The sequence below is a fragment of the Chromobacterium alkanivorans genome (genome assembly GCF_016937655.1).
In the GTDB taxonomy this organism is placed as follows: Bacteria; Pseudomonadota; Gammaproteobacteria; order Burkholderiales; family Chromobacteriaceae; genus Chromobacterium; species Chromobacterium alkanivorans.
Genome location: NZ_JAFHKL010000001.1, coordinates 23,993 through 49,172, shown reverse-complemented (window position 1 = coordinate 49,172; position 25,180 = coordinate 23,993). Strand labels below are relative to the sequence as shown.

Genomic DNA, 25,180 nt, shown 5'->3' with positions numbered 1-25,180 from the left:
TCTTCATATCAAATCATAAGACTTCATCTTTTTGCGCAGGGTGTTGCGGTTCAATCCCAGCAACTCCGCCGCCCGGGTCTGATTGCCCTGGGTGTGTATCAGCACCACCTCGAGCAATGGCTTTTCCACGCAAGCCAACACCATGTCGTAGATGGCGGAGGGGTTCTCGCCATCCAGGTCCCTGAAATACTGTTCCATCGCCAGCCTCACCGACTGCGAGATATGGTCATTGTTCTGCATGGTTATTATTCTGTCCAAGTCTGATTGGAATTAGCCATCCACCACCGTCTCCGGGTCGTGGTCCAACGCTTCCCCTGCGCCATCCAAATACACCAGCCGTTCGGAGTCCCCGGCCAAACGGTCGAAATAGGCCGCCACGGCCAAGCGCTGCTCCGCCGTGGACTCGAGTTGGTACATCTGCTGGCGGAACGCGTTGCCGCCCTGCAGTCCCTTGGTGTACCAGGCGATGTGCTTGCGGGCGATGCGGCAGCCCGAGTATTCGCCGTAAAACTGGTATAGCTCATCCAGATGCCCCAGCAAGAGCTGGCGAATCTCGCTCACTTCCGGCGGCGGCAGGCATTCGCCGTTCTCCAGAAAATGCTGGATTTCGCGGAAAATCCACGGCCGGCCCTGAGCCGCCCGTCCTATCATGATGGCATCGGCGCCGGTATGTTCCAGCACCCACTGTGCTTTCTGCGGGGTATCGATGTCGCCGTTGGCGATCAGCGGAATCCGGATCTGCCGCTTCACCTCGCGTATCGTGTCGTACTCGGCCGCGCCGCGGTACATGTCTTCGCGGGTGCGGCCGTGCAAGGCCAGCGCGGCGATGCCGCAATCCTCGGCCAACCTGGCCACCCGCAAGGCGTTGCGGTGCTCCGGACTCCAGCCGGTGCGCGTCTTCAGCGTCACCGGCACGTCCACCGCCTTGACCACCGCCTCCAGAATGCGGCCCACCAACGCCTCGTCGCGCAGCAGCGCCGAGCCGGCGGCCACATTGCACACTTTCTTGGCCGGACAGCCCATATTGATGTCGATGATCTGCGCGCCGCGCTCCACGTTGAGCCGCGCCGCCTCCGCCATCTGCGCCGGATCGGAACCGGCGATCTGCACCGAAATCGGCTCCACCTCGCCGGCGTGGTCGGCGCGGCGCAAGGTCTTGGCCGTGGTCCACAGCGCCTTGTTGGAGGTGATCATTTCCGATACCGCCATGCCGGCGCCCAATTGCTTGCACAGCATGCGGAACGGTCTATCCGTCACCCCGGCCATGGGCGCCACGATCAGCCGGTTTTTCAATGTGTACGAACCAATGCGCATGCTTGCGAAACTCTGGGATAGCTGACTGAAGGGCCGGTATTGTAAAGCTTTTTCCCAGGGACGTGGATTTTTTTTGCTTATTTTTTGAGCAAACCCCATAGCGTCAAGCCATGGGGCGCGGGGATGAGGTGGAAGTTGGCCGATAAGCCGGGTCTTGTCGTTGGACAGTCATTCCTCTAGGCCTGCCGTTACCGACAGGCTCAAGCGACCTACCCGGGGATATACGCGAGCAACGTCAATTCCCCCTATTTGGTCTTGCTCCGGATGGGGTTTTGCCTGCCGTCCGTGTTACCACGTCCGCGGTGCGCTCTTACCGCAGAATAGGGCACCACACCCTATCTGTCCGACCGGACTCTCGCCCGGCCAGTACACCTTTTCACCCTTGCCTGATCCGTCCCGCCGCTTGCGCGGCGAAATCAAGAGTCCGCGTTCTTGCGAACGCTTCCTCCGGCCATCGGCGGTTCAGCTCTCTGCGCCACTTTCCATCGCCTCACGACGTCCGGCCATTAACCGGCATCCTGCTCTGCGGAGCCCGGACTTTCCTCCCCGTCCGTTCTTGCGAACGAACGCAGCGACTGCCTGGCCAACTTCCGGCCGCCATTCTACCCGATTCCGCCCCGGCCGGCCCGACATTTTGCCATGACAAACGCGATAATCCCTTATACTGGCGGGTCCACCGAGCGATAACGACAAAAACATGGAGTTGAATCAGGCCAAGCTGTCCCGTCTGCAATTGTTTGGCACGCTCGCCATTGTGTTCATGCTGGCGCTGACCTTGTCCAGCTACTTCCTGCTGAGCAGCTGGAACGACTTCCAGACCCGCCAGCACACCATACGCCAGGACGCTTACGCGCGCGCGCGCGACTACCTGCGCTCCTACGCCGACCACGCCGCGCAAACCCTGTCCGCGCTGCGCGAACGCACCAACGACACCCTGAAGCAAAGACTGCGCGAACAGGTGGACCAGGCCTGGAACCTGGCCGACGCCATCTGGCGCCAGGAGCGTCTGCGCCGTCCGCCGCATCAGGTGCAGCGGCTGATCGCGGAAGCGCTGCGGCCGCTGCGCTATTTCGACGGCCGCGGCTATTTCTTCATCGACGGCCTGGACGGCCGCTGCGTGCTGCTGCCCACCGCGCCGCAACTGGAAGGCGGCTCGCTGCTGGCCAATCGCGACGATCAGGGCCGCTACATCATGCGCGCGCTGATCGAATCGGTGGACAACCCGCAACAGCGCGGCTTCAGCTCCTACCGCTGGTACCAGCCGGGCCGCGGCGAGATGAGCGAGAAAGTCGCCTACGCCCGCCGCTTCGGCCCCTACGACTGGCTGATAGGCAGCGGCGAGTACCTGAACAACGTCGAAACCGACATGCAGAAGCAGGGCCTGGAGATGCTGGCGCGGATGCGCTTCGGCCACGACAGCGGCGACTTCATGATCATAGACCGCCACGGCGTGATCCTGCTGGACCCGTCCAATCCGGCGATGAACGGCAAACACTACTCCGCGCTGCCCGGCGCCGACCGCGGCCGCATCGCCGAACTGATCCGCCGCGGCAAGCAGGGCGGCTTCATGGAATACCTGATCAGCAGCCTGGACGCGCCGCAGGGCGAGCGCTACTTGTCCTACGCGCGCCAGCTGCCCGGCTGGGACTGGACCCTGGTCACCAGCCTGCGCGTACAATCCATCGAAGACAGCAGCCAGCGCGCGCGCCAGGAACTGGAGCGCAGCCTGCGCGAACGCATCGCCGCCACCTTGCTGCTGACCCTGGCCGCCCTCTTGGTCGCCGCCGCTTTCTGCTGGTGCTTCCTGCGCTGGCTCAACGCGCTGGTGCAGCGCTACCGCCAGGACTTGCAGCAAAGCCACCTGTCGCTGGAACAGCGCTCGCGCGACCTGCGCCTCAGCCACTTCATGGTGGACAACGCCACCGACCTGATCGCGCTGCGCAACGCCGCCGGCGACATCGTCTACTGCAACCAGGCGGCGCGCCAGCGGCTGGACTGCGGCTGCGACGCCGCGGCGCTGACCCGCGCGCTGTTTCGCCCGGCCGCGGACACCCTGCCCCACACCTTCGACACCCGGCTGCAATGCTGCGGCGAGGAACAATGGCTGGAAGTCACCGTCAGCCCGCTCAACTACCAGGGCGAAGACTATCTGTGCGCCACCGGCCGCGACATCACCGCGCGCCGTCAGACCGACCGCCAGCTGCGGCTAGCCGCCAAGGTGTTCGAATCCAGCAACGAAGCCATCCTGGTCACCGACCCGGACAACCGCATCCTGGCGGTCAACCGCGCCTTCTGCGCGATCACCGGTTACGAGGAGGCCGAAGCGCTGGGCCAGACCCCGGCCCTGCTCGCCTCCGGCCGTCACGAACCGGCCTTCTTCGAAAACATGTGGCAGCAGCTGACCCAGCGCGGCCAGTGGTCCGGCGAGATCTGGAACCGCCGCAAGAACGGCGACATCTTCCCGGAATGGCTGAACATCAGCGTGCTGCAGAACGAGCAGGGCGAAATCAGCCACTACGTGGCGCTGTTCACCGACATCTCCGAGCGCAAGGAACAGGAGGCGCGGGTGCAGCACCTGGCCGAGTACGACGCGCTGACCGACCTGCCCAACCGCGTGCTGATCAACGACCGGCTGCAGCAGGCCATCCGCCAGGCCGAGTTGCGCCAGGGCCAGCTGGCGGTGCTGTTCGTCGACCTGGACCACTTCAAGAACATCAACGACACCCTGGGCCACGGCCTGGGCGACGAGCTGCTGAAACAGGCGGCCGGCCGCCTCGGCGCCGCGGTGGGCGCGCTGGACACCGTCGGCCGCACCGGCGGCGACGAGTTCGTGCTGATCCTGCCGTCCATCGACCAGCCCGGCGAAGCGGCGCAGGTGGCCGAGCGCGTGCTGGCGGCGATGCAACGCCCCTTCGACATCGGCGCCCACCAGCTCAACGTCAGTTGCAGCATAGGCATCAGCCTGATGCCGGACGACGGCCGCGATCTACAGAACCTGCTGATGAACGCCGATCTGGCCATGTACCACGCCAAGGCGCACGGCCGCAGCACCTTCCGCTTCTACACCCGGGAAATGAACGTGGAGGTGGCCGAACGGCTGCATCTGGAAACCCGGCTGCGCCGCGCCATCGAGCACGGCGAGCTCTATCTGGTTTATCAGCCGCAATTCAATATGAGCGGCGAGCGCCTGCTCGGCTGCGAAGCGCTGGTGCGCTGGCGCGACCCGGAGCACGGCCTGATCATGCCTTCCCGCTTCATTCCCATCGCCGAGGACACCGGCCTGGTGGTGCCGCTGGGCCGCTGGGTGCTCGGCGAAGCCTGCCGCCAGGCGGCGCAATGGTACGACAGCGGCCTGCGCCCGGTGCGGATGGCGGTCAATGTCTCGGCGCGGCAACTGACGCGGCCGGACTTCGTCGACGACGTGCGCGACGCGCTGCAAAGCAGCGGCCTGCCCGGCTACTGCCTGGAGATCGAAGTCACCGAAAGCACGCTGATGGAGGACGCGGACTTCGCCGCGCGCCAGCTGGCGGTGATCAAGGCGATGGGAGTGCGGCTGTCGATAGACGATTTCGGCACCGGCTACTCCAGCCTGGCCTATCTGAAGCGCTTCGCGCCGGACACCATCAAGATAGACCGCTCCTTCATCATCGACTTGCCGCAGGACGAAGAAAACGCCGCCATCGTCTCCGCCATCGTCCACCTGGCCAACGCGCTGGGCATGGACACCCTGGCCGAGGGCGTCGAACACCCGCAGCAACAGGCCTATCTGGGCAAGCTGGGCTGCTCGGCGATGCAGGGCTATCTGCTGGGCGCGCCGCTGTCCGCCGAGGCGATGGAGCAAAGGATGGATGCCTTGCGGCAGCGCCTGTCCGTCTGAATCCGGCCCGGCGATGCCGGGCCGGCAAGCTCAGTCCAGCGGCCGGTTCGCCGTTTCCGGCACCATCGCCAGCCCTATCAGCGACACCAGGATGCACAGCGCCGCGTACAGCGCCGGCGCGTTGGGGTCGCCGGTCAACCGGACCAGGCCGGCGGCGAAGAACTGGGCGAAGCCGCCGAAGATCATCACGCCGACGCAGTAAACAATGGACATGCCGCTGGCGCGGATGCGGCGCGGAAACAGCTCCGGCAGCAAGGCGATGCCGGGCACCGAGGTATACACCAGCGGCACCGTCAAGGCCGCCACCACCAAGAGCAGCACCGGCCAGCCGGGCACCGCGTTGACCAGCATGAAGCCAGGATAGATCAGCAGCAACAACACCAGCCTCGGCCACAGCAGCGACTTGCGCCGGCCTACGCGGTCGCTCCAGCGTCCGGCCGGCACCGCCAACAGCACTTGCAGCAGGGCCGAGGTCGACGCCGCCCAGATCGCCACCGCCAGCGGCATGCCCAGCACCGTCACTGCGTGATTGGCCAGATAGTGGCCGACAATGAAGACCGGACCTGTGCCGCCTATGGTCAGCAGCACCCCGGCCAATAGCTGCCGTCCGTGCCGGCGCAGCAAGGAAGCGGCCGGCTCCGCCGCCGCCTGCGGCGCCAGCGCCGACGCCGCGGTTTCGTCCAGCTGGCTGCGGATGTACTCGCCCACCGGAATCGCCAGCACCCCGATGGCGAACACCAGCCGCCAGCCCCAGGCCTCCATCGCCGCCGCCGGCAACAAGCCGCTCAGCGCGCTCACCGTCAGCGTGCCGGTCAGCACCCCCAGGCCCTGACTGAACAGCTGCCAGCTGCAGTAGTAACCTCGCGACCTATCGTCGGCGTACTCCATCAACATCGAGGTGGCCGCGCCCACCTGGCCGCCGACGGCGAAGCCCTGCACCAGCCGCCCCAGCAGCACCAGCGCCGGGCCCAGCAAGCCGGCCTGGGCGTAAGTGGGCGCCACCACGAACAGCAGCGAGCCTATCGCCATCAGCCACAGGCTCAACCGCAAGGCCGGCTTGCGGCCGCAACGGTCCGCGTACAGGCCGATGACGATGCCGCCTATCGGCCGGCTGACGAAGCCGGTGCCGAACACCGCGAACGACAGCATCAGCTGCAGCAGCGGCTCGTCGCTGAACGGGAAGAACAAGCGTCCCATCAGAGTGGCCAGCGCGCTGTAGACGATGAAATCGTAGAACTCCAGCGCATTGCCCACGGTGATGGCGGTGATCGCGCGCCGGCTGGGCGCGGCCGGCCGCGCCGCCGACAGCTGGGCGGCCGTCATTGCCCGCCCCCGGCCGCGCCGCCCAGGTAACGCTCCACCAGCTTGACCCAGTAGCTGGCGCCCACCGGCAAGGCCTGGTCGTTGAAGTCGTAACCGGGGTTGTGCACCATGCAGCCGCCCTCGCCGTCGCCGTTGCCTATGATCAGATAACAGCCCGGCACCTGTTCCAGCCAGAAGGCGAAATCCTCGCTGCCGGTCAAGGGCTGCATCTCCGTCACCACCCCGTCCTCGCCCAGCCAGTCCAGCGCCACCTGCCGCGCCAGCGCGGTGGCCGCCGCGTCGTTGACCAGCATCGGGTAGCCGTACTGGTAATCCACCTCGGCGCGCGCGCCGAAACCGGCGGCCTGCGCCTCGGCCAGCGTTTCGATGCGCCGTTGCAGCAGCTCGCGCACCTCGGGCCGCAGCGCGCGTATGCTCAAGCGCATTTCCGCGCTTTCCGGGATCACGTTCGGCGCCTCGCCGGCCAGAATCGCCCCCACCGTCACCACCGCGGTCTCCAGCGGCGGCACATTGCGCGCCACCACGCTTTGCAGCGCCATCACCAGCGAGGCCGCCACCACCACCGGGTCCACCGCCTTGTGCGGCATCGCGCCGTGACCGCCGGTGGCGTGGATGCGGATCACCGCGGTGTCGGTGGACGCCATGAAGGGGCCGGAGAGAAACCCCAGCTTGCCCACCGGGAAGCCCGGCATATTGTGCATCGCGAAGATGGCGTCGCAGGGGAAGAGCCGGAACAGGCCGTCGTCCAGCATGCGCTTGGCGCCGGAACCGCCGTGCCCCTCCTCGGCCGGCTGGAAGAACAGATGCACGGTGCCGCGGAAGCTGTCGCGCCGCGCCAGCTCGCAAGCCGCCGCCAGCAACATCGCGGTATGGCCGTCGTGACCGCAGGCGTGCATTTTCCCGTCGATGCGGCTGGCCCAAGGCAGGCCGGTGTTTTCCTGAATCGGCAGCGCGTCCATGTCGGCGCGCAGGCCTATGCTCGGCCCCGCGCCGCGGCGCAGGGTGCCGACCACCCCGGTCACGCCCAGTCCTTCATGAATCTCGTAGCCCCAGTCGCGCAGACAACGGATCACATGACGGCGGGTCTCCTCCTCTTCGAAGCCCAATTCGGGATGGGCGTGGATCTCGTGGCGCAGCGCAATCATCGCCGAAGCGATGTCGCGGATGCCGGGCAGTATGCGCGTGTTCATGCTCTAGTCTCCTTTGTCTGCGCGCGCCGCTTGGCGCACACTATCGTCGGCCGCGAAGACCGCGGCGGCGATAACAGACTAGCGGCAATAGTTAATAAGTGAATAGCCGCGGAAAAGTGATCGAGAACACTTCTGGTTGTCTACTTGGAGCACAGATGAAACTGCAGCAACTGCAAGCGCTGATCGCGCTGGCCGACGGCGGCGGCATTCGCGCCGCCGCGCGCATGTTGGAGCTGTCGCAGGCCGCGGTCAGCAAGACGCTGCGCGAACTGGAGGAAGAACAGCGGCTGCCGCTGCTGCAGCGGCACGCCAGCGGCGCGCGGCTGACCGAGGCCGGTCAGGCCTTGCTGATCCACGCGCGCCAGGTGACGATGCAGTTGGAGCGCGCCCATGACGAACTGGAGGCGCTGCGCGGCCAGCGCGACGCCAGGCTGTGCATAGGCGTCACGCCCTGGCTGGTGCCCACGCTATTGCCGGAGGTGGTGTTGCGCTTTCGCCAACGGCTGCCGACGATCCGGCTGGAATTGTTCGAAGGCCTGCTGGCGGTGGCCTTGCCGCGCTTGCGCGATGGCCAGATGGATTTCGCCATCGCCCCGCTGTTCGAGCCGTTGGCCCAAGAATTCCATTGCCAGCCTCTGTTCAGCCACGGCGGCCGGGTGTTCGCCCGCAACGGCCATCCGGCGCTGAGCGCGACGTCCTTGTCCGCGCTGCTGGAACAGGACTGGGTGGTCAATTACAGCCCGGCCAGTTACCGCCACGTGCTGGACCGGCTGTTCAACCGCCACGGCCTGGCCATCGCGCCGGAACGGCTGATCTGCGCGCAGTCCATGGCCTTGCTGGCCGGCCTGGTACAGGCTGGCATGCTCAGCTACGGGCCGGAGCCCTTGCTGCTGTGTCCGGAATTCGCCGGCAAGGCCCAGGCCTTGTCGCTGCGGGAAGAGATGGAAGAGATCGTCATCGGCGTCATCAGCCTGCAGGGCCAGGCCCACGGCTACGCCGCGCGCTGCTTCATCGACTGCCTGCGGCAGACGCTGCGCCAGCGCCTGCGCTCGGCCCGACCGGAGGACCGGGCCTTGGCGCGGATGCTGACGCTGCGGTTTTAGACGCTGTTCAAAGTCCGCTGCGCTTGGCGACAGCTATCACGGCGGCTACGCCCTCGAAATGCTCGCGCACCACGCGCGCACTCCGCGTTTTCGGCCGTTTTCGCCTTGCCCCGCCCTAGCTCGCGCGACTTTGAACAAGCGCTGGGAAACGCGGTGTTGCGCTCAGTCGAAACGCAAGGTGTAGCGCGACTCCACCGAGGCGTCGGTGCCGGCCCGCAACACCATGGACCAGCCCTTGCTCAGCTGATAGGCCAGCTTCACCGCCTGATTGGCGCTGGTCACGCCGTACTCGTAGCCCAGATACAGTTCGCGGGTCAGCTGACGGCCCACCGTCACCACCTGCTCCGCCGGGCTCACCGTGCCGTTGGCCAGGGTTTTTTCCTTGCGGCTGGACACCCCCAGGTCGTCGAACAGGCCGATCTGGTCGTTGAGCGAGCCGGCCAGCATCATGCCGGCGGAGGCCGCCAGATCGTTGTCGTCGCGCTCGCCGCTCGCCGCCCGGCCCAACACCAGCCAGGCCAGCTTGTCCTTTTCCGACATCGGCTCGTCGGCGACCAGCCTCACCTTGGGCATGGACACCGAACCGCTGACCTCCACGCCGGCGCCCACCGGCGACAAGCGGCGCTTGGCGCGCACGTTCAGCAGCGGATTGTCCAGCGGGCCGTTGAAGGTGATGGCGCCGTACTCGATGTCCAGATCCTGGCCGTAGGCCTTGTAGCGGCCCTTGACCACGCGCACCTGACCCTTGGCGCCCGGCGCTTCGCCCGGGTTGGCGCTAACGCGCACCGAACCGGTCAGATCCACGTTCAGACCCTGGCCGGAGAAGCGGAAGCGGTCGCCCAGGTCCAGGTCCAGCGCCACCGTCAGCGGCATGCTGGCGAAGGCCGACGGCTCCGGTTCCGGCCGGCCCTTGACCAGCACATCGTCGCTCAGGCTGGGCGCGCCGAACTTGGGCAGGCCGATGCGGCCCTGGTCGGCGCGGATATGGCCGGTCAGCGACAATTTGCCGGCCACCATCGCCAGTTCGGTGCGGCCGGACACCACCAGGCGGCGGTTGGGACGGTCGAACACGCCGAACTTGCGCAATTCCACCGCCACCCTCGCGTCCGGGGTGTCGCCGCTCAGATCCAGCGCGCCGCTGGCCGCCACCTCGCCTTCGCCGCCGGCGAAGCGCAAGCGGTCCAGCACCAGCTTGCGGCCGTCCAGCCGCGCCAGCAGGCTGCCGTCGCCCAGGCGGATGCCGGTGCGGCGGTCGGCCAACAGCAATTTGTCGCCGCGTATCGCCCCTTGCGCCATAGGCTGACTCAAGGCGCCGGTCAGCGCCAGATTGGCGCCGATCTGGCCGCCCAGCTCCAGCGAAGGGCCGGCGAAGCTGGCCAGCGTCGCCAACGAGGGCACGCTGGCGCTGACGGTGGCGTTGAGCGGGGTCTTGGCGTCGATGGCGCCGCCGTTCCACGGCAGCGAGCCCTTGCCTTGCAGCTGGGCGTAACGGCTGTCCAGATTCAGATCGAACAAGACGCGACCGCCGTCCAGGGTCAGCGTGGCGGCGGCGGTCTTCAAGCCCAGCGCCGCGTCCTTGCCCTTGTCGCCCGGCAGCAGCACGTCGCCGCCGGCGCGCCGCAACGCGAATTGGCCCTTGGCGTTGGCTGCCAGGTTCAGATTCCAGTCGGAGTCGAAGCTCAGGTCCTGCTTCACCGGCAGGCTGAGCAAGGGCCCCAGCTCCGCCAGGCGCAGGCCACGCGCGGAGCCGCGGGTGCTGAGCGCGCCGTTGGCGCCGCGATTGAGTTCGGCCAGGGTGATGCTACCGCCCAGCGCCGCCAGCCGGGCGTTGCCCACCTTGATCTGCTCGCCCAGCTCCAGCGCCACCGGCGCCAGCAGGCTGAGGCCGGGACGGCCGCTCAGTTCCAGCTTGTTCAAGGTGCCGGCCCAGGGCCCGGCCTCGCCGCGCAGGCCGCCGTTGGCCGCCAGTTGCAACGCGTAGGGGTGATCGGCCAGGCGGAAGCGGCCGTCCAGCTGCAGGCCGTGGCGCGCGCGGGTGCCGCTGGCGCTGGCGCGCAGCTGCTCGGCGCGGAAGCCGCCGGCCTGCAAAGCGGCCACATCCAGCTTGAGCTGGAACGGGCTGTTCTGATCGGCCTTGACGTTGCCGCTGAACTGCATGCTTTGCACCGCGATATTGCCCGGCAGCTTCAGGCGGTCGGCCTGCAGATTGGCGCTGATCAGCGGCGCCTTGGGCGTGCCGGCCAGTTCGCCCTGCCCTTTGACCACGCCGGAGAAACCGGGGCCGATCAGGCCGAGATTGGGCGCGTCGATCAAGAGCTTGAGCTTGTCGCCGGCGGCGCCGTAAGCGCCGTTGGCCTGTAGCCGGTTCTGCGCCAGCCTCAGATCGGCGCTCAGCGATTTCAGCCGTTCGCCCTGCAGCTGCAGGTCGGCGGCGCCGCTCAGCGGCGCGCCGGACAATTTGCTGGGCGCGAATTGCAGCTTGGCCGCCACGCTCAGCGGGCTGGCCAGCTGGCCCTTGGCCTGCAGACTGGCGTTGAGGTCGCCGCTAGGCAGGCCGGGCTTGAGTCTGGACGGATCGGCGCGATTGAGCTTGCCGCTGAAATCGAACAGCTGCTTGCCGTCCAGGCCCAGCTGGCCGGCCAAGGCCAGGGTGCCGACGCCGGCGGTCAACTCCGCCTGCCGAATCAGCAGCGCCGGACGCGGCGCCGGCGCGAAGCCGACGTCGGCCTTGGCCTGCAGGGTTTTGCCCTTGAGCTGGGCGAGGATGTTGGGCCCGCTCAGCGGGCCGTCCAGCGTCACCCGGCCGTCCAGGCTGTCGTCCGGCGCGTCGGCGTGCAACTGCCGCAGGCCCAGCTTGGAAATGTCCAGCGCCAGCTTGAGCTGGTCCGGCCGCACCTGGCCGGCCAGGCCGATCTCGCCGCCGGCGATCCGGGCGTGGGTGTTGAACAGCTCCAGCGCCTTGTCGTCGGCGCGGAACTCGCCGGCCAGCAAGGACAGCGGCAGCCTTTGCTCGGACAAGGGCCCGGCCTGCTCGTTGAGCAGGGTCAGCCCGCCCTTGACGCGCTGGCCGGCATCCGGCTCGGCGAACACCGCCAGGCTGAGCTTGGCGCGCGGCCATTCCGGCAGGATGGCCTGCGGGTTGATGCCGGCCAGGCGCGCGTCCAGCCGGGTGAAGCTGTTGAACGGATTGCTGGCGAAGGGCAGCAGGCCGCCCTTGACGTCGGCCACCAGGTCCTTGCCGGACAGCTCGCCGTCGAAGCTCAGTTGCAACAGGCTGCCGCCCAGCGCCAGCCGCGCCTGATAGGGGATCTTGTCCAGCTCGCCGTCGGCGCTGAGCTTGCCCTGCAGCGCGAAGGGCTTGGCGTCGGCCAATTGCAGCGCCGCGGCCGCCTCGCCCCAGGGCGAGCCCAAACGCTTGAGCTTGAGATCGTGGCGCCGGCCGTCGTAGACGTAGCCGGCCTCCAGGCCGTAAAGCCGCAGCTTGGCCGGCTCCAGCGTCACGCTGGCCACGCTGAGACGGTCCAGACGAATGCGCAGCGGCAAGGCCAGCGATTCCGGCGCGCCGCTAGAAGGGGTGTCCGGTGTCGGCTTGAGCGCCACCTTGACGTGGCCCACCGCCAATTGGCGCAGCCACAGCTGGCGCTGCCACAGCGCGCTCGGCTGCCAATCCAACTTCACGGATTCAATGTCCACGTCGCTGCCGGCGCTGCGCACGCGCACATCGCTCAGCTTGAAGCCGTCCAACAGCGTGCCTTCGGCCTGCTTGACGCTGACGGCGTTGCCGCTGAGGCCGCCCAGCGACTGCATCAGCCAGGCGAAGCCGGCGCGGCTGCCGGTCAGCCAGGCGCTGACGGCCAACAGCGCGGCGATCAGCAACAGCGGCAGCCACAGCAGCCAGCGCCAGCGACGGCGCTTGGGCTTGGCCGGCGGCGGCGGGGCGGTGTCGGGGACGGGGGAGGTGTCGGTTTCGCTCATGAATGCATTCGGGTCAGAAAGCCAGGCCCAGGCTGAGGTTCCAGCGGATCTTGCCGTCGCGCTCCGCCTTGGCGAAGTCGAAGGCCAGCGGCGCCACCGGACTCATCCAGCGCACGCCCACGCCGTTGGCGCGCTCCACCTGAAAGCCTTTCCAGCTCTGGCTGGCGTTGCCGGCGTCGGTGAACAGCGCCAGATACCAGTCCGGCTTGATCGGGATTTGATACTCCAGGCTGCCGGTGGCCACCACGCGGCCGCCCAGCACCGAGCCGTTGGGGCCCGCCAGGCCCAGGCTCTGGTAATCGTAGCCGCGCACGCTGTTGGCCCCGCCGGCGCGGAACAGGATGGAGGACGGCACCGCGTCCTGATCGTTGGCCCACACCTGGCCCAGCTCCAGCCGGCCGACGAAGGTGCCGTACTTGGGGAACGGCGACCAGTAGCCGACGGTGCGGGCGTAGCCGCGCACATAGGAGGTGGAAGACAAGGCGCTGCCGACGGTGCCGGACAGCTGGAAGTCCAGCAACACGCCGGAGCGCGGCCGCATCAGATCGTCCACCGCGCGCTGGGTCCAGCCGTAGACCAGCTGCAAGGCGCGGGTGTCCTTATTGGACACGCCGCCGGCCTCTTCGCTTTCCATCAGGTATTGCAGGCCGAGGCGCGCCTCGATATTGCCGCGGGTGCGGGTGCGCCAGCCGCCGACGTCGCTGCTGCGGGTCTTCAGGCCCTGCACGTCGTCGGTCTTGAAAGCGCTGGTGATGGAGTGGGAATAGCCGTCGGACTGGCGTGGAAAGCCCAGACCCAGCGACAGCGATTGCTGGTTCTTCTTCCAGTTGGTCACCAGCGAACCGGTGTAGCCGCGGCGGAAGATATTGTAATGGTCGTAGCCGACGCGCACGCCGGGGCCGTCGCTGGAGTCGTAGATCAGGCCCAGCTCCAGCTTCTGGCGCGGCATCTCGGTGACGTCCACCTCCACCGGCACCCGATGGCTGTCCGGGTCGATATGGGCCATGTCGGCGCTGACCACCACATTGGAGAAATGCGGCGCCTGCTCCAGCGCGGACTGGTAATCGAAAATCTTCTGCAAGCGGTAAGCCGTGCCGGGGGAGAAATCGGCCAGGCCGGTAGCGATCTTTTCCGGATAGCGCTTCATGCCCTTGACGGTGATGTCGCCGAACAGGATCACCGGCCCGCTGTCGATGTCCACCACCAGCTGCGCGCGGCGGGTGGCCGGGTCGATTTCCGCCGCGCTCTTGCTGATTTGCGCCTTGGGGAAACGGTCGGCGGTGATCAAACGCATCACCGCGCGCTTGCTGCCGTCCCAGTCTGACTGACGGTAAGGCGCGCCCATGGGCAGCGACCAGGCCTCCAGCACCGCGGCGAAGCGTTGCTGGAAATCGCCTTCCTCGCGTATCGGTCCGGCGAGGCGGATGGTGACGTCGTCGATCAGCGTGGGTTCGCCGGGCTTGACCTCGATCACGTACTGCCGGGCGCCTTCTTCGCGCACATTGACGCGCGCGTCGAAATAGCCCTCGGTCTCCAGCAGCTTGCGCGCGTCCTCCGGGGTGCTGCGCACCAGTTCGGCCAGCAGCGTTTCGTCCATTTCCTCTTCCAGACGGCTGGTGACCAATTCCAGATTGTCTTGCAGCAAGCCGGCCAGACCGGAAGGCGCGTCGACGCGCACGCTGTAATTGAGCTTGGCCCAGACGGGCGTCGCCGACAGCAATAAGATCAATGAAATAAGCAGGCGGGAGCTTGGCATGGTCCGATTCGTTTGGTGTCGAGGCCATGGTAACGAAACTTGCGGCGGCTGGCGAGAAGCGGCTGGGCGGCTTCAAAATCGCGAGAACAGACCGGCGTTTTCTTAAACCAAAAGCTTAATTTATATTCAACTGCAATTCAGGACATGCTGCGGAGGCATCAGTTTTGCTCATCGCAGCCCGGCAATGCGCGTCATGGCGGCGCAAGGCGGTGAGACCGGCCGCGCCGGCAATAGTTTTGCCGCCCCGTCATTTAAGACGATGCGCATAAAAAAAGGCAGGCCCCAAGGCCTGCCCTTTTCCCTGCCGTGCCGCGCTTACTTCTTGCGCTGCGGCGGCAAATCGGTGCAAGTGCCGTGCGCCACTTCCGCCGCCATGCCGATGGACTCGCCCATGGTTGGGTGCGGGTGGATGGTCTTGCCGATGTCGGTGGCGTCGCAGCCCATTTCGATGGCCAGGCAGACTTCGCCTATCATGTCGCCCGCGTGCGGGCCGACGATGCCGCCGCCGATGATCTGGTGGCTTTCGGCGTCGAAGATCAGCTTGGTGAAGCCTTCGTCGCGGCCGTTGGCGATGGCGCGGCCGGAGGCGGCCCACGGGAACACGCCCTTCTCGATCTTCAGGCCCTGCTTCTTGGCCTCGTCCTCGGTGACGCCGACCCAAGCCACTTCCGGATCGGTGTAGGCCACGCCCGGGATCACGCGCGCGTCGAAGTAGGATTTCTGACCAGCGCAGTTTTCCGCCGCCACATGGCCTTCATGCACGCCCTTGTGCGCCAGCATCGGCTGGCCGACGATGTCGCCGATGGCGAAGATGTGCGGCACATTGGTGCGCTGCTGCTTGTCCACCGGGATGAAGCCGCGGTCGGTCACCGCGATGCCGGCGTTCTCGGCGCCCAGCAGCTTGCCGTTGGGCGCGCGGCCGGTGGCGTACAGCACCAGATCGTAGCGTTGCGGTTCTTTCGGCGCTTGCTCGCCCTCGAAAGTCACCCATACGCCGTCGTCCTTGGGCTCAACGGCCACGGTCTTGGTGTTCAGCATGATGTTGTCGAAACGGTGGGCGTTCCACTTCTGCCACACCTTGACCAGGTCGCGGTCCGCGCCCTGCATCAGGCCGTCCATCATTTCCACCACGTCCAGGCGCGCGCCCAGCGTGGAGTAGACGGTGCCCATTTCCAGGCCGATGATGCCGCCGCCGATGATCAGCATGCGGTTGGCCACGCCCTTCAGCTCCAGCGCGCCGGTGGAGTCCACCACGCGCGGATCGTCCGGAATGAACGGCAGCTTCACCACGCGGGAGCCGGCGGCGATGATGGCGTTCTTGAACTTGACGATCTTCTTCTCGCCGCTCTCTTCGCGGCCCTTGCCGGTGGTGGCGGCCACTTCGATGTGATGCGGATCGATGAAATGGCCGTTGCCGCGCACGATCTCCACCTTGCGCGCCTTGGCCATGCCGGCGAGGCCGCCGGTCAGCTTGGCGATGACCTTTTCCTTGTAGCCGCGCAGCATGTCGATATCCACTTCCGGCTTGCCGAACTTGATGCCGTTGGCGGCCAGATGGCTGACTTCGTCGATCACCGCCGCATTGTGCAGCAGCGCCTTGGACGGGATGCAGCCCACGTTCAGGCAGACGCCGCCCAGGGTGGAGTAACGCTCGACGATGACCACTTTCAGGCCCAGATCGGCCGCGCGGAAGGCGGCGGAATAACCGCCGGGACCGCCGCCCAACACCATCACGTCGCACTCGATGTCGGCGCCGCCGCTATGGCTGGCGGCCACCGGAGCGGCTTGCGGCGCGAAGCCGGCCTGGGTGGTGGCGGAGGCGACGCCGGTGGTTTCCACCGGCTTGGGCGCGGCCGGAGCCGCGGCGGCGCCGGCGGCTTCGATGACCACGATCAGATCGCCTTCGGACACTTTGCTGCCGACGGCGACTTTAACTTCCTTGACCACGCCGGCGGCTTCCGCCGGCACTTCCATCGTGGCCTTGTCGGTTTCCAGCGTGATCAGGCTGGCTTCTTTGGCGATCACGTCGCCCGGCTTGACGAAGACTTCGATCACGTCCACGTTGCCGTGGCCGCCGATGTCCGGGACTTTCAATTCAATCAGATTGCTCATGGTTTTCCATCCGCAACGTAGGGCGGAAGCCCGGGGGCCTCCGCCGATATTCAGCTGAATCGTTCGCTTGGGCGGCGCGCTCCGGCCAGGCCGGGGCGGCCGCCCGGCTGGCGATTACAGAATCAGGCGGCGCACATCGGACAGCAGTTTGCCCAGATGCACGGTGAAGCGCGCGGCGGCGGCGCCGTCGATCACGCGGTGATCGAAGGACAGCGACAGCGGGCACATCAGGCGCGGCGCGAATTCCTTGCCGTTCCACACCGGCTTGATCTGCGATTTGCAGACGCCGAGGATGGCTACTTCCGGCGCGTTCACGATGGGCGTGAAGCTGGTGCCGCCAATGCCGCCCAGGCTGGAGATGGTGAAGGTGGCGCCCTGCATGTCGGTGGGCTTGAGCTTGCCTTCGCGGGCCAGCTTGGACAGATCGGTCAGTTCCTGAGCGATCTGGCGCAGGCCTTTCTTGTCGGCGTCCTTGATCACCGGCACCACCAGGCCGTTAGGCGTGTCGGCGGCGAAGCCGATGTGGTAGTACTGCTTCAGCACCAGATTGTCGCCGTCCAGCGAGCTGTTGAAGGCCGGGAAGGCTTTCAGCGCCTCGGCGGCGGCCTTGATGATGAAGGCCAGCGGGCTGATCTTCAGACCGGACTTTTCCCACTCCTTGCCCACGGTCTTGCGGAAGTCTTCCAGCTCGGTGATGTCGCACTCGTCGTTGAACGTCACGTGCGGAATCATCACCCAGTTGCGCGACAGATTGGCGCCGGAGATCTTCTGGATGCGGGACAGCGGCTTGGTTTCGATCGGGCCGAACTTGGCGAAATCGACTTTCGGCCACGGCAGCAGGTCCAGACCGCCGCCGGAGGAAGCCGCGGCGGCCGGAGCCAGCGCCGCCGGGTTCTGCATCACGCCCTTGACGAAGGCTTTGACGTCGGCGTCGGTGATGCGGCCCTTGCGGCCGTTGCCCTTGACCTTGCCCAGGTCCACGCCCAGTTCGCGCGCCAGACGGCGCACCGACGGACCGGCGTGGGCCTTGGAGAAGGAGGTTTCGTCGATGGCTGCGGCCGGCGCCGGAGCGGCGACGGGCGCGGCGGCTACCGGGGCCGGAGCGGCCGGGGCCGGGGCCGGGGCCGGGGCCGGGGCCGGGGCCGGGGCCGCGACCGGAGCCGAGGCGGCTGCTGCGGCCGGAGCGGCGGCGGCGACAGCGCCTTCCACCACCACGATCAGATCGCCTTCGCTGACCTTGTCGCCCACTTTCACTTTGACTTCCACCACGCGGCCGGCGGCGGAGGCCGGCACTTCCATGGTGGCCTTGTCGGTTTCCAGCGTGATCAGGCTGTCGTCGACGGCGATGTCGTCGCCGACCTTGACGGTGACTTCGATCACGTCGACGCCGTTGTGGCCGCCGATGTCAGGCACGCGGATTTCGCTGCGGCCGGAGGCCGCGGGCGCGGCAGGCGCTGCGGCCGGCGCGGCTGCGACCGGAGCCGGAGCAGCGGCCGGGGCGGCTGCGGGAGCCGGCGCGGCGGCCGCCGGGGCCGGAGCGGACGCGGCGGCGCCCACTTCCAGGATGGCGATCACGTCGCCTTCGGAAATCTTGCCGCCGACGACGGCTTTGACTTCCTTGATCACGCCCGCGGTTTCCGCCGGCACTTCCATGGTGGCCTTGTCGGTTTCCAGCGTGATCAGGGAATCGTCCACGGACACGGTCTGGCCCGGGACGATGAATACTTCGATGATGTCTACATTGCTGTGACCGCCGATGTCGGGCACTTTCAATTCGATCAGATTGCTCATGAGCTTTCCATTCGTAAGGCGGAAGCCCCTGTCGGGGCTTGCCGCCGGATATCCGCTACAGATTCGCTTGCCGTGCAAAGGCGGAAGGCCCCGGCCTCGACCGGGGCTTCCGCCCTGCGATTACACCTTCCAGCTCGGCAGCTTGTCGGTCTTGATGCCGTACTTGGCGATCGCCTCGGCCACCTTGGACGCTTCGATCTTGCCGTCGCGCGCCAGCGCGGACAAGGCCGCCAGCGCCACGTGGTAGCGATCCACCTCGAAGAAGGAACGCAGATTGGCGCGGCTGTCGGAGCGGCCGAAGCCGTCGGTGCCCAGCACCACGTAACGGCCCGGAACGTATTCGCGGATCTGGTCGGCGTAGTTGCGGATGTAGTCGGTCGCGGCCACCACCGGACCCTGACGGCCGGCCAGTTGCTGCGCCACGTAGGAGGCGCGCGCTTCGGCGGCGGGGTTCAGCAGGTTGTGGCGCTCGGCTTCCATGCCGTCGCGACGCAGCTGATTGAAGGAGGTCACGCTCCAGATGTCGGCGCCGATGCCGAAGTCCGCCTTCAGCAGGTCGGCCGCGGCCATCACTTCGCGCAGAATGGTGCCGGAGCCCATCAGCTGCACTTTCACCTGAGCGTCGCCGCCGTCCTGCAGCAGATACATGCCCTTCAGGATGCCTTCTTCCGCGCCCGCCGGCATCGCCGGGTGAACGTAGTTTTCGTTCATCAGGGTCAGGTAGTAGAAGACGTCTTCCTGCTCGGCGTACATGCGGCGCAGACCGTCCTGCACGATCACCGCCAGTTCATAGGCGAAGGTCGGGTCGTAGCTGATGCAGTTCGGGATCAGGCCGGCCTGGATGTGGCTGTGGCCGTCTTCGTGCTGCAGGCCTTCGCCGTTCAGCGTGGTGCGGCCGGCGGTGCCGCCCAGCAGGAAACCGCGGGCGCGCATGTCGCCGGCGGCCCAGGCCAGGTCGCCGATGCGCTGGAAGCCGAACATCGAGTAGTAGATGTAGAACGGAATCATCGGCTGGCTGCTGTTGGCGTAGCTGGTCGCCGCGGCGATCCAGTCGGCCATCGCGCCCGGCTCGTTGATGCCTTCCTGCAGGATCTGGCCGTCCTTGGACTCCTTGTAGAACATCAGCTGGTCATGATCCTGCGGCACGTAGTTCTGACCCTGGGTGGACCAGATGCCGTACTGGCGGAACATGCCTTCCATGCCGAAGGTGCGGGACTCGTCCGGCACGATCGGAACCACGCGCTGACCGATGTTCTTGTCCTTCATGATGGTGCCCAGCATGCGGACGAAGGCCATCGTGGTGGAGAACTCGCGGTCGCCGGACGCTTGCAGCTGCGCGTCGAACACGGACAGTTCCGGGGTTTGCAGCGCGGTGGTCACCGGCTTGCGCGCCGGCAGGTAGCCGCCCAGCGCGGCGCGGCGTTCGCGCATGTACTTCATTTCCGGGCTGTCTTCGGCCGGCAGGTAGTACGGCACGTTCGGCAGGTCGGCGTCGGACACCGGAATGCCGAAGCGGTCGCGGAAGTTGCGCAGCGAATCCAGATCCATTTTCTTGGCCTGGTGCGCGATGTTCTTGGCTTCGCCGGACGCGCCCATGCCGTAACCCTTGATGGTCTTGGCCAGGATCACGGTCGGACGGCCGTTGGCGTTGTTGGACGCCTCGTGGTAGGCGGCGTACACCTTGTGCGGGTCATGGCCGCCGCGGTTCAGCGCCCAGATCTCGTCGTCGGACATATTGGCGACCATTTCGCGCAGCTCCGGGTACTTGCCGAAGAAGTGTTCGCGAACGTAAGCGCCGTCCTTGGACTTGAAGGTCTGGTAATCGCCGTCCACGCACTCGTCCATGCGCTTCTTCAGCAGGCCCTTGCTGTCCATCGCCAGCAGCGGGTCCCAACGCGAGCCCCAGATCACTTTCAGCACGTTCCAGCCGGAACCGCGGAAGTCGCCTTCCAGTTCCTGGATGATCTTGCCGTTGCCGCGCACCGGGCCGTCCAGACGCTGCAGGTTGCAGTTGATCACGAAGATCAGGTTGTCCAGGCCTTCGCGGGACGCCATCGAGATCGCGCCCAGGGATTCCGGCTCGTCCATCTCGCCGTCGCCGCAGAAACACCACACTTTGCGGCCCGGAGTCTTGGCCAGACCGCGGCTTTCCAGATACTTGAGGAAGCGAGCCTGATAGATGGCCATCAAGGGGCCCAGGCCCATCGACACGGTCGGGAACTGCCAGAAGTCCTTCATCAGCCACGGGTGCGGGTAGGAGGACAGGCCGTTGCCGTCCACTTCCTGGCGGAAGCTGTCCAGCTGCTCGGCGGACAGGCGGCCTTCCATGAAGGCGCGCGCGTACACGCCCGGGGAAATGTGGCCCTGGAAGTAGATCAGATCGCCGTCCTGCTCATCGTTCTGGGCGCGCCAGAAGTGGTTGAAGCCGACGTCGTACAGAGTGGCGGAGGATTGGAAGGAGGCGATGTGGCCGCCCAGCTCCAGATCCTTCTTGCCGGCGCGCAGCACCAAGGCGGCGGCGTTCCAGCGATTGATCGAGCGGATGCGATGCTCCATCTCGTGGTTGCCCGGCGACTTCACTTCTTTGCCGAGCGGAATGCTGTTCTGGTATGCGGTGGTGGCGTCAAACGGCAGATGGGCGCCGCGGCGGCGGGTGCGCTCGACCAGTTTCTCCAACAGGTAATGCGCGCGTTCCGGGCCTTCGGCGTCCAGCACCGACTCCAGCGCTTCAGTCCATTCCTGGGTTTCCAACGGATCGATATCGTCAGGGAAAGTTGCAGCCATCTCTGGTCCTCACAGCAAGGTGGATCGGGGGCCGTATGTAGCACTGCGCGGCCCCGCGTTATTGCAATCGGCTCGAATTCGAACCTATTTATTAGCTTCAGATTATAAACGAACGCAATCGCAAATAAAAATGTTCATTTACGAAAAGAGCGCCGTATCTTGAGCAAGTGTACGTCTTCCGGCTTTCACAAAGGAATAGGTCAAGCGTACTAACGCTTGTTTCGGGGCGGAAAACAGCGGTTATTGCGCCGCACCATGTTGTTTTTTTGCGATTTGCTGTCGCAAATTGAAACATTCGTTTCAGTTGCGCGCTTACTTCTTCCTCTCCTCGCGAACCAGGCGGTCCAGTTCGCGGATGCGCGCTTCGATTGAGGAGCGCAGGTAGAAGTCGTCGCCCTTGGCCTTGCTGGCCAGCTGGAACTGCTCCATCGCCGGCTGGTAGCGCTGCTCATGATAGAAGGCGTTGCCCAGCGCCGCGTGGTAGCGCAGCGGATCGCGGTCGGCGTACAAGCTGGCCTGGCGCCGATACAGCCCCGGATTGTCCGGATGGCGGTTCAACTGAGTCTTGATCAGGCTCAGCGCGCCCTGGCTGTCGCCGCTGGCGACGGCGACGTCGATATCCAGCAGTTGCAGCGACAGGCTTTGCGGAAAACGGGCCAGCCCGGCGCGCGCCGCGTTGCGGGCGGCGGCCCAGTCCTTGCGTTCGTGTTCTATCGCCACGTCCAAACCCCACAGCATCGGGTGGTCCGGCAGCTTGGCCCGCGCCTTGGCCAGCGCCTGGCGCGCGCCGGCGACGTCGCGCTGACGCAGCTTGATCTGAGCCAGACCATACCATTGCGCGCCCTCGTTCAGGTACAGGCCGCGGTCCAGCGCCGCCTCGTAATAGCGCTGCCCCTCGTCCGGCGTCAGCGTCGAGGCGCGCAGCTTCTCGCGAACCAACAGATAATCGACGCTGTCGGCGCGCATCTTCACCGGATAGTCCAGCGCGCGGTTCTCCGCTTCGCTGATGCGCTCCAGCGTCACCGGGTGGGTGCGCAGAAAGGCCAGCGCCGCGTTGTCGCTGTAGCGCTCGTTCTGCTGCAAGCGCTGGAAGAAGGCCGGCATGCTGCGCACGTCGAAGCCGGCCTGGCTCATATACTGCATGCCGACGCGGTCGGCCTCGCGTTCGAAATCGCGCGAAAACGCCAATTGATTGGAAATCGACAGGCCCATGCCGGCGGAAACCACCCCCATCGCGCCCTGGCCGCTGCCGGCCTTGGCCGCCAGCGCGGCGGCGATGATGGTGCCCAGCAGCAACAAGGGGCTGGTGGCGCTGCTGGCCGCCTTCATCCGCGCGATGTGGCGCTGGGCGACGTGGGCGGTTTCGTGGCCCAGCACCGAGGCGAGCTCGCCCTCGCTCTGGGTCGCCAGCAGCAGGCCGATATTGATGCCGATGTAGCCGCCGGGCATGGCGAAGGCGTTGATGCCGCGATCGTTGACGCAGAAATAGGTGAAGCCGACGCCGGGCAGTTTGACGCCGCTGGACAGGCGGCCGCCGATATCGTTGAGGTAATCGTTGACCTCCTGGTCGTCGACGATGTCGCCGGCCTCCAGCATCGCGCGCCAGGCCTGGCGGCCGATGCGGTTCTCGTCCGCCAGCGTCAGCGAGGCGTCCGACACCTCGCCCAGATCGGGCAAATCGGCGTAACTGACGGACGGGTGCAACAAGCTCAGCGCCAGCACGCCGGCCAGCAGGGTCTGTTTGGTCATCCGGCTATGATAGCCATGATCGGCCACAAGTTGCATGAGGCGGCGCAACATCAACTGTCAAAGAGTATGAGCTTCCCCGCCGTCCGGCGGCGTCGCGGCCAGCGCCTCCCACGCCGCCTGCGCGCTCAGGTGCACGCGCCCGGCGAAACCGGCCAGCAGGCCGCCGCCCTCCATCCGCTGCGCCACCGGCCCCTTGATCTCGGCCAGGTGCAGCGTCACCCCGCGCGCCGTCAGTTCCGCGTCCAGCCGCGCCAGCATCAGCAAGGCGCTGGTATCCACGCGGTTGACCGCGCTCATGATCAACACCAGCCGCGTGGTTCCGTCCTGGGCGGCCAGCCGGCGCAGCGCCTCGCCGCGCACCTGGCGGGCGTTGCCGAAGAACAGGCTTTCGTCGACGCGCAGAAACAAAGCGCCGGGCAGGCGCTCCACCGCGAAGCGCAGCCGGTTGCGGAAATGATGACTGCCCGGCAAGCGGCCCAGTTCCGCGATGTGCGGCCGGCTGCTGCGCCACAGCATCGCGGCCAGCGACATCAGCACGCCGGCGACGATGCCGGAATCCACCCCCAGCCACAGCACCAGCATGAAAGTCAGCGCGAAGGCCGCCGCGTCGGCGCGGTCGACGCGCCAGGCCAGCCTCAGGCTGTCGAAACGTATCATGGCGCTGACCGAGGCGATGATCATCGCCGCCAGCACCGCCAGCGGCAGCAGGGCCAGCGCGCCGGCGGCGAAGCTGGCCAGCAGCATGATGCCCAGGGCGGCGACCACCGAGGCCAGCTGAGTCTGGGCGCCGGCTTCGGCGTTGACCATGGAGCGGGTCAGGCCGCCGGTGACCGGAAAGCCGCCGGACAGGCCGGCGCCGATATTGCACAGGCCCAGCGCCAGCAGCTCCCGGTCCGGATCCACTTCGTCGCCGCGGTCTTGCGCCAGCGCCTGGGCCACCGCCAGGCTTTGCACGTAATTGATCAAGGCGATGAAAAAGGCCGGCAGCGCCAACTGCGACCACTGCTCCAGACTCAGGCCCGGCCAGGTCGGCGTCGGCAGACCCGGCGGAATTTCGCCCACCACCGGCAAGGCGGCGCGCAGACCCTGGCCGGCCACCAGCGCCATGCCCAGCAGCACCGCCAGCAACGGCGCCAGACGCAGCCACAGTTGCCGCGTCGGCGCGCGCAGGCCGCAGCGGCGCAACAGCGGATCGCCCAACCAGCGCGCCAGCAGCAGCAAGACCAGCGCCGTCGCGCCGAACAACAACGCCGCCGGATTGAGCCCGCCGGCCGCCCGCCACAGACCGGCCAGCAGCTGCGGCAAGGACGCGCCGCCGGCCTGCACGCCCAGCAAGGGCCCCAGCTGCGACAGCACGATCAGCAAGGCCGACGCCGAGGTGAAGGCCGCCAGCACCGGTTCGGACAAGAGATCGGCGACGAAACCCAGCCGCAGCAGGCCGAGCGCCGCCAGCATCGCGCCGGACAGCAGCGCCAGGCCGATGGCCAACGCCAGATAATCGCCCGAGCCCGGCTCGGCCAAGCGCGCCAGCGTGGCCGCCACCAATAAGGACGTCATCGCCATCGGCCCCACCGACTGCGCGTGACTGCGCCCGGCCAGCGCGTAAATCAGCAAGGGCGCGATGCTGGCGTACAAGCCCGCCTGCGCCGGCAGGCCGGCCACCAGCGCGTAAGCCAGCCCTTGCGGCGCCAGCAGCAAGGTCACCACCAGGCCCGCGCCCAGATCGCCCGGCAAGTAGGCGCGCCGGTAGCCGCGCAGCCAGGCAGGCAGCCAGAGCCTCATCCGCGCCGCTCCCATCGTCCGGCCAGCCACAGGCCGGCCGCCATCGCCGGCAAAAACCATAGGCTCAGCGGCGACGCCATGCCGCCCAGCAGCAAGGCCGGCCCCGGACAGAGGCCGGCCAGGCCCCAACCTGCGCCGAACAGTAGAGCGCCGCCGATCAGCCGGCGCGTCAGCGGCGTCTTGGCCGGCCACCGCGCCGGCTCGCCCAGGAACGCGCGCGGGCGGCGCTCGGCCAGACGGAAGGCCGGCCAGGCCGCGGCGACGGCTCCGGCCATCACCAGCGCCAGGCTGGGATCCCAGGCGCCGCCCAGGTCAAGAAAGGCCAGCACCTTGGCCGGATTGGCCATGCCGGACAGCAACAAGCCCAGGCCGAACAACAGGCCCGCGCCCGCCATCGACAACAATCGTTTCCACTCCGCCGCCA

14 protein-coding genes and 1 other RNA gene are annotated in these 25,180 nt (G+C 66.9%); 2 read left to right on the top strand and 13 right to left on the bottom strand.

Annotation, left to right across the window (positions count from 1 at the left end; all coding sequences use genetic code 11):
* Nucleotides 1-3 precede the first annotated feature (3 nt).
* The 3 genes from fis to rnpB form a co-directional block, all read right to left on the bottom strand.
* A complete protein-coding gene (gene fis / locus JW897_RS00220; RefSeq protein WP_019100932.1) occupies nucleotides 4-240 on the bottom strand; it encodes a DNA-binding transcriptional regulator Fis in 237 nt (78 codons plus the stop codon).
* A gap of 30 nt (nucleotides 241-270) precedes the next feature.
* Nucleotides 271-1,314, bottom strand: coding sequence for a tRNA dihydrouridine synthase DusB (dusB, locus tag JW897_RS00215; RefSeq protein ID WP_048412934.1), 1,044 nt, complete (start codon nucleotides 1,312-1,314; stop codon nucleotides 271-273).
* Between the two features lie 127 nt (nucleotides 1,315-1,441).
* An RNA gene (gene rnpB / locus JW897_RS00210) (RNase P RNA component class A) lies at nucleotides 1,442-1,905 on the bottom strand.
* Nucleotides 1,906-2,011: 106 nt separating this feature from the next.
* Between rnpB and JW897_RS00205 the strand changes: the two genes are divergently transcribed.
* The gene (locus JW897_RS00205) at nucleotides 2,012-5,191 is read left to right on the top strand and encodes a bifunctional diguanylate cyclase/phosphodiesterase (protein ID WP_205464801.1); all 3,180 of its coding nucleotides are present in this window, start codon (nucleotides 2,012-2,014) and stop codon (nucleotides 5,189-5,191) included.
* 30 nt (nucleotides 5,192-5,221) lie between these two features.
* Here JW897_RS00205 and JW897_RS00200 read toward each other — a convergent pair whose 3' ends face one another.
* Nucleotides 5,222-6,514: an MFS transporter gene (locus JW897_RS00200; protein ID WP_205464800.1), complete on the bottom strand. Its 1,293-nt coding sequence runs from the start codon at nucleotides 6,512-6,514 to the stop codon at nucleotides 5,222-5,224.
* Nucleotides 6,511-7,704 carry a M20 aminoacylase family protein gene (locus JW897_RS00195; protein WP_048412678.1) on the bottom strand — a complete coding sequence of 398 codons (1,194 nt, stop codon included), beginning with the start codon at nucleotides 7,702-7,704 and terminating at the stop codon, nucleotides 6,511-6,513. The genes JW897_RS00200 and JW897_RS00195 overlap by 4 nt, the downstream gene beginning before the upstream one ends.
* Before the next feature lie 155 nt (nucleotides 7,705-7,859).
* Between JW897_RS00195 and JW897_RS00190 the strand changes: the two genes are divergently transcribed.
* Nucleotides 7,860-8,807 carry a LysR substrate-binding domain-containing protein gene (locus tag JW897_RS00190; RefSeq protein ID WP_205464799.1) on the top strand — a complete coding sequence of 316 codons (948 nt, stop codon included), beginning with the start codon at nucleotides 7,860-7,862 and terminating at the stop codon, nucleotides 8,805-8,807.
* Nucleotides 8,808-8,969: 162 nt separating this feature from the next.
* On the opposite strand, the gene JW897_RS00185 is transcribed toward JW897_RS00190, so the two are convergent.
* The 8 genes from JW897_RS00185 to JW897_RS00150 all read right to left on the bottom strand — a co-directional run bounded on the left by JW897_RS00185 (nucleotide 8,970) and on the right by JW897_RS00150 (nucleotide 25,151).
* Nucleotides 8,970-12,782: a translocation/assembly module TamB domain-containing protein gene (locus tag JW897_RS00185; protein ID WP_205464798.1), complete on the bottom strand. Its 3,813-nt coding sequence runs from the start codon at nucleotides 12,780-12,782 to the stop codon at nucleotides 8,970-8,972.
* A 13-nt stretch (nucleotides 12,783-12,795) separates the two neighbouring features.
* On the bottom strand, nucleotides 12,796-14,538 hold the full coding sequence (locus JW897_RS00180) for an autotransporter assembly complex protein TamA (protein WP_205464797.1): 1,743 nt from the start codon (nucleotides 14,536-14,538) through the stop codon (nucleotides 12,796-12,798).
* 315 nt (nucleotides 14,539-14,853) lie between these two features.
* Entirely contained in the window at nucleotides 14,854-16,650 is a 1,797-nt protein-coding gene (lpdA, locus tag JW897_RS00175; RefSeq protein WP_205464796.1) for a dihydrolipoyl dehydrogenase, read from the bottom strand.
* Nucleotides 16,651-16,764: 114 nt separating this feature from the next.
* The gene (gene aceF / locus JW897_RS00170) at nucleotides 16,765-18,441 is read right to left on the bottom strand and encodes a dihydrolipoyllysine-residue acetyltransferase (RefSeq protein WP_205464795.1); all 1,677 of its coding nucleotides are present in this window, start codon (nucleotides 18,439-18,441) and stop codon (nucleotides 16,765-16,767) included.
* Nucleotides 18,442-18,561: 120 nt separating this feature from the next.
* Complete coding sequence (aceE, locus tag JW897_RS00165) at nucleotides 18,562-21,225, bottom strand: pyruvate dehydrogenase (acetyl-transferring), homodimeric type (RefSeq protein WP_048412684.1); 2,664 nt, start codon at nucleotides 21,223-21,225, stop codon at nucleotides 18,562-18,564.
* Between the two features lie 312 nt (nucleotides 21,226-21,537).
* The gene (locus JW897_RS00160) at nucleotides 21,538-22,974 is read right to left on the bottom strand and encodes a M48 family metalloprotease (RefSeq protein WP_205464794.1); all 1,437 of its coding nucleotides are present in this window, start codon (nucleotides 22,972-22,974) and stop codon (nucleotides 21,538-21,540) included.
* A gap of 57 nt (nucleotides 22,975-23,031) precedes the next feature.
* Nucleotides 23,032-24,756, bottom strand: a complete 1,725-nt coding sequence (locus JW897_RS00155) for a SulP family inorganic anion transporter (RefSeq protein ID WP_205464793.1) — start codon at nucleotides 24,754-24,756, stop codon at nucleotides 23,032-23,034.
* The gene (locus tag JW897_RS00150) at nucleotides 24,753-25,151 is read right to left on the bottom strand and encodes a DUF6691 family protein (protein WP_205464792.1); all 399 of its coding nucleotides are present in this window, start codon (nucleotides 25,149-25,151) and stop codon (nucleotides 24,753-24,755) included. The genes JW897_RS00155 and JW897_RS00150 overlap by 4 nt, the downstream gene beginning before the upstream one ends.
* Between the last annotated feature and the right edge of the window lie 29 nt (nucleotides 25,152-25,180).

Bases quoted from the DNA above. Each gene is read 5' to 3' on its own strand.
- fis (WP_019100932.1), bottom strand. From the start codon at position 240: ATGCAGAACAATGACCATATCTCGCAGTCGGTGAGGCTGGCGATGGAA.
- JW897_RS00180 (WP_205464797.1), bottom strand. From the start codon at position 14,538: ATGCCAAGCTCCCGCCTGCTTATTTCATTGATCTTATTGCTGTCGGCG.
- aceE (WP_048412684.1), bottom strand. From the start codon at position 21,225: ATGGCTGCAACTTTCCCTGACGATATCGATCCGTTGGAAACCCAGGAA.
- JW897_RS00195 (WP_048412678.1), bottom strand. From the start codon at position 7,704: ATGAACACGCGCATACTGCCCGGCATCCGCGACATCGCTTCGGCGATG.
- JW897_RS00185 (WP_205464798.1), bottom strand. From the start codon at position 12,782: ATGAGCGAAACCGACACCTCCCCCGTCCCCGACACCGCCCCGCCGCCG.
- dusB (WP_048412934.1), bottom strand. From the start codon at position 1,314: ATGCGCATTGGTTCGTACACATTGAAAAACCGGCTGATCGTGGCGCCC.
- JW897_RS00160 (WP_205464794.1), bottom strand. From the start codon at position 22,974: ATGACCAAACAGACCCTGCTGGCCGGCGTGCTGGCGCTGAGCTTGTTG.
- JW897_RS00150 (WP_205464792.1), bottom strand. From the start codon at position 25,151: ATGGCGGGCGCGGGCCTGTTGTTCGGCCTGGGCTTGTTGCTGTCCGGC.
- JW897_RS00155 (WP_205464793.1), bottom strand. From the start codon at position 24,756: ATGAGGCTCTGGCTGCCTGCCTGGCTGCGCGGCTACCGGCGCGCCTAC.
- aceF (WP_205464795.1), bottom strand. From the start codon at position 18,441: ATGAGCAATCTGATCGAATTGAAAGTGCCCGACATCGGCGGTCACAGC.
- JW897_RS00205 (WP_205464801.1), top strand. From the start codon at position 2,012: ATGGAGTTGAATCAGGCCAAGCTGTCCCGTCTGCAATTGTTTGGCACG.
- JW897_RS00190 (WP_205464799.1), top strand. From the start codon at position 7,860: ATGAAACTGCAGCAACTGCAAGCGCTGATCGCGCTGGCCGACGGCGGC.
- JW897_RS00200 (WP_205464800.1), bottom strand. From the start codon at position 6,514: ATGACGGCCGCCCAGCTGTCGGCGGCGCGGCCGGCCGCGCCCAGCCGG.
- lpdA (WP_205464796.1), bottom strand. From the start codon at position 16,650: ATGAGCAATCTGATTGAATTGAAAGTCCCGGACATCGGCGGCCACGGC.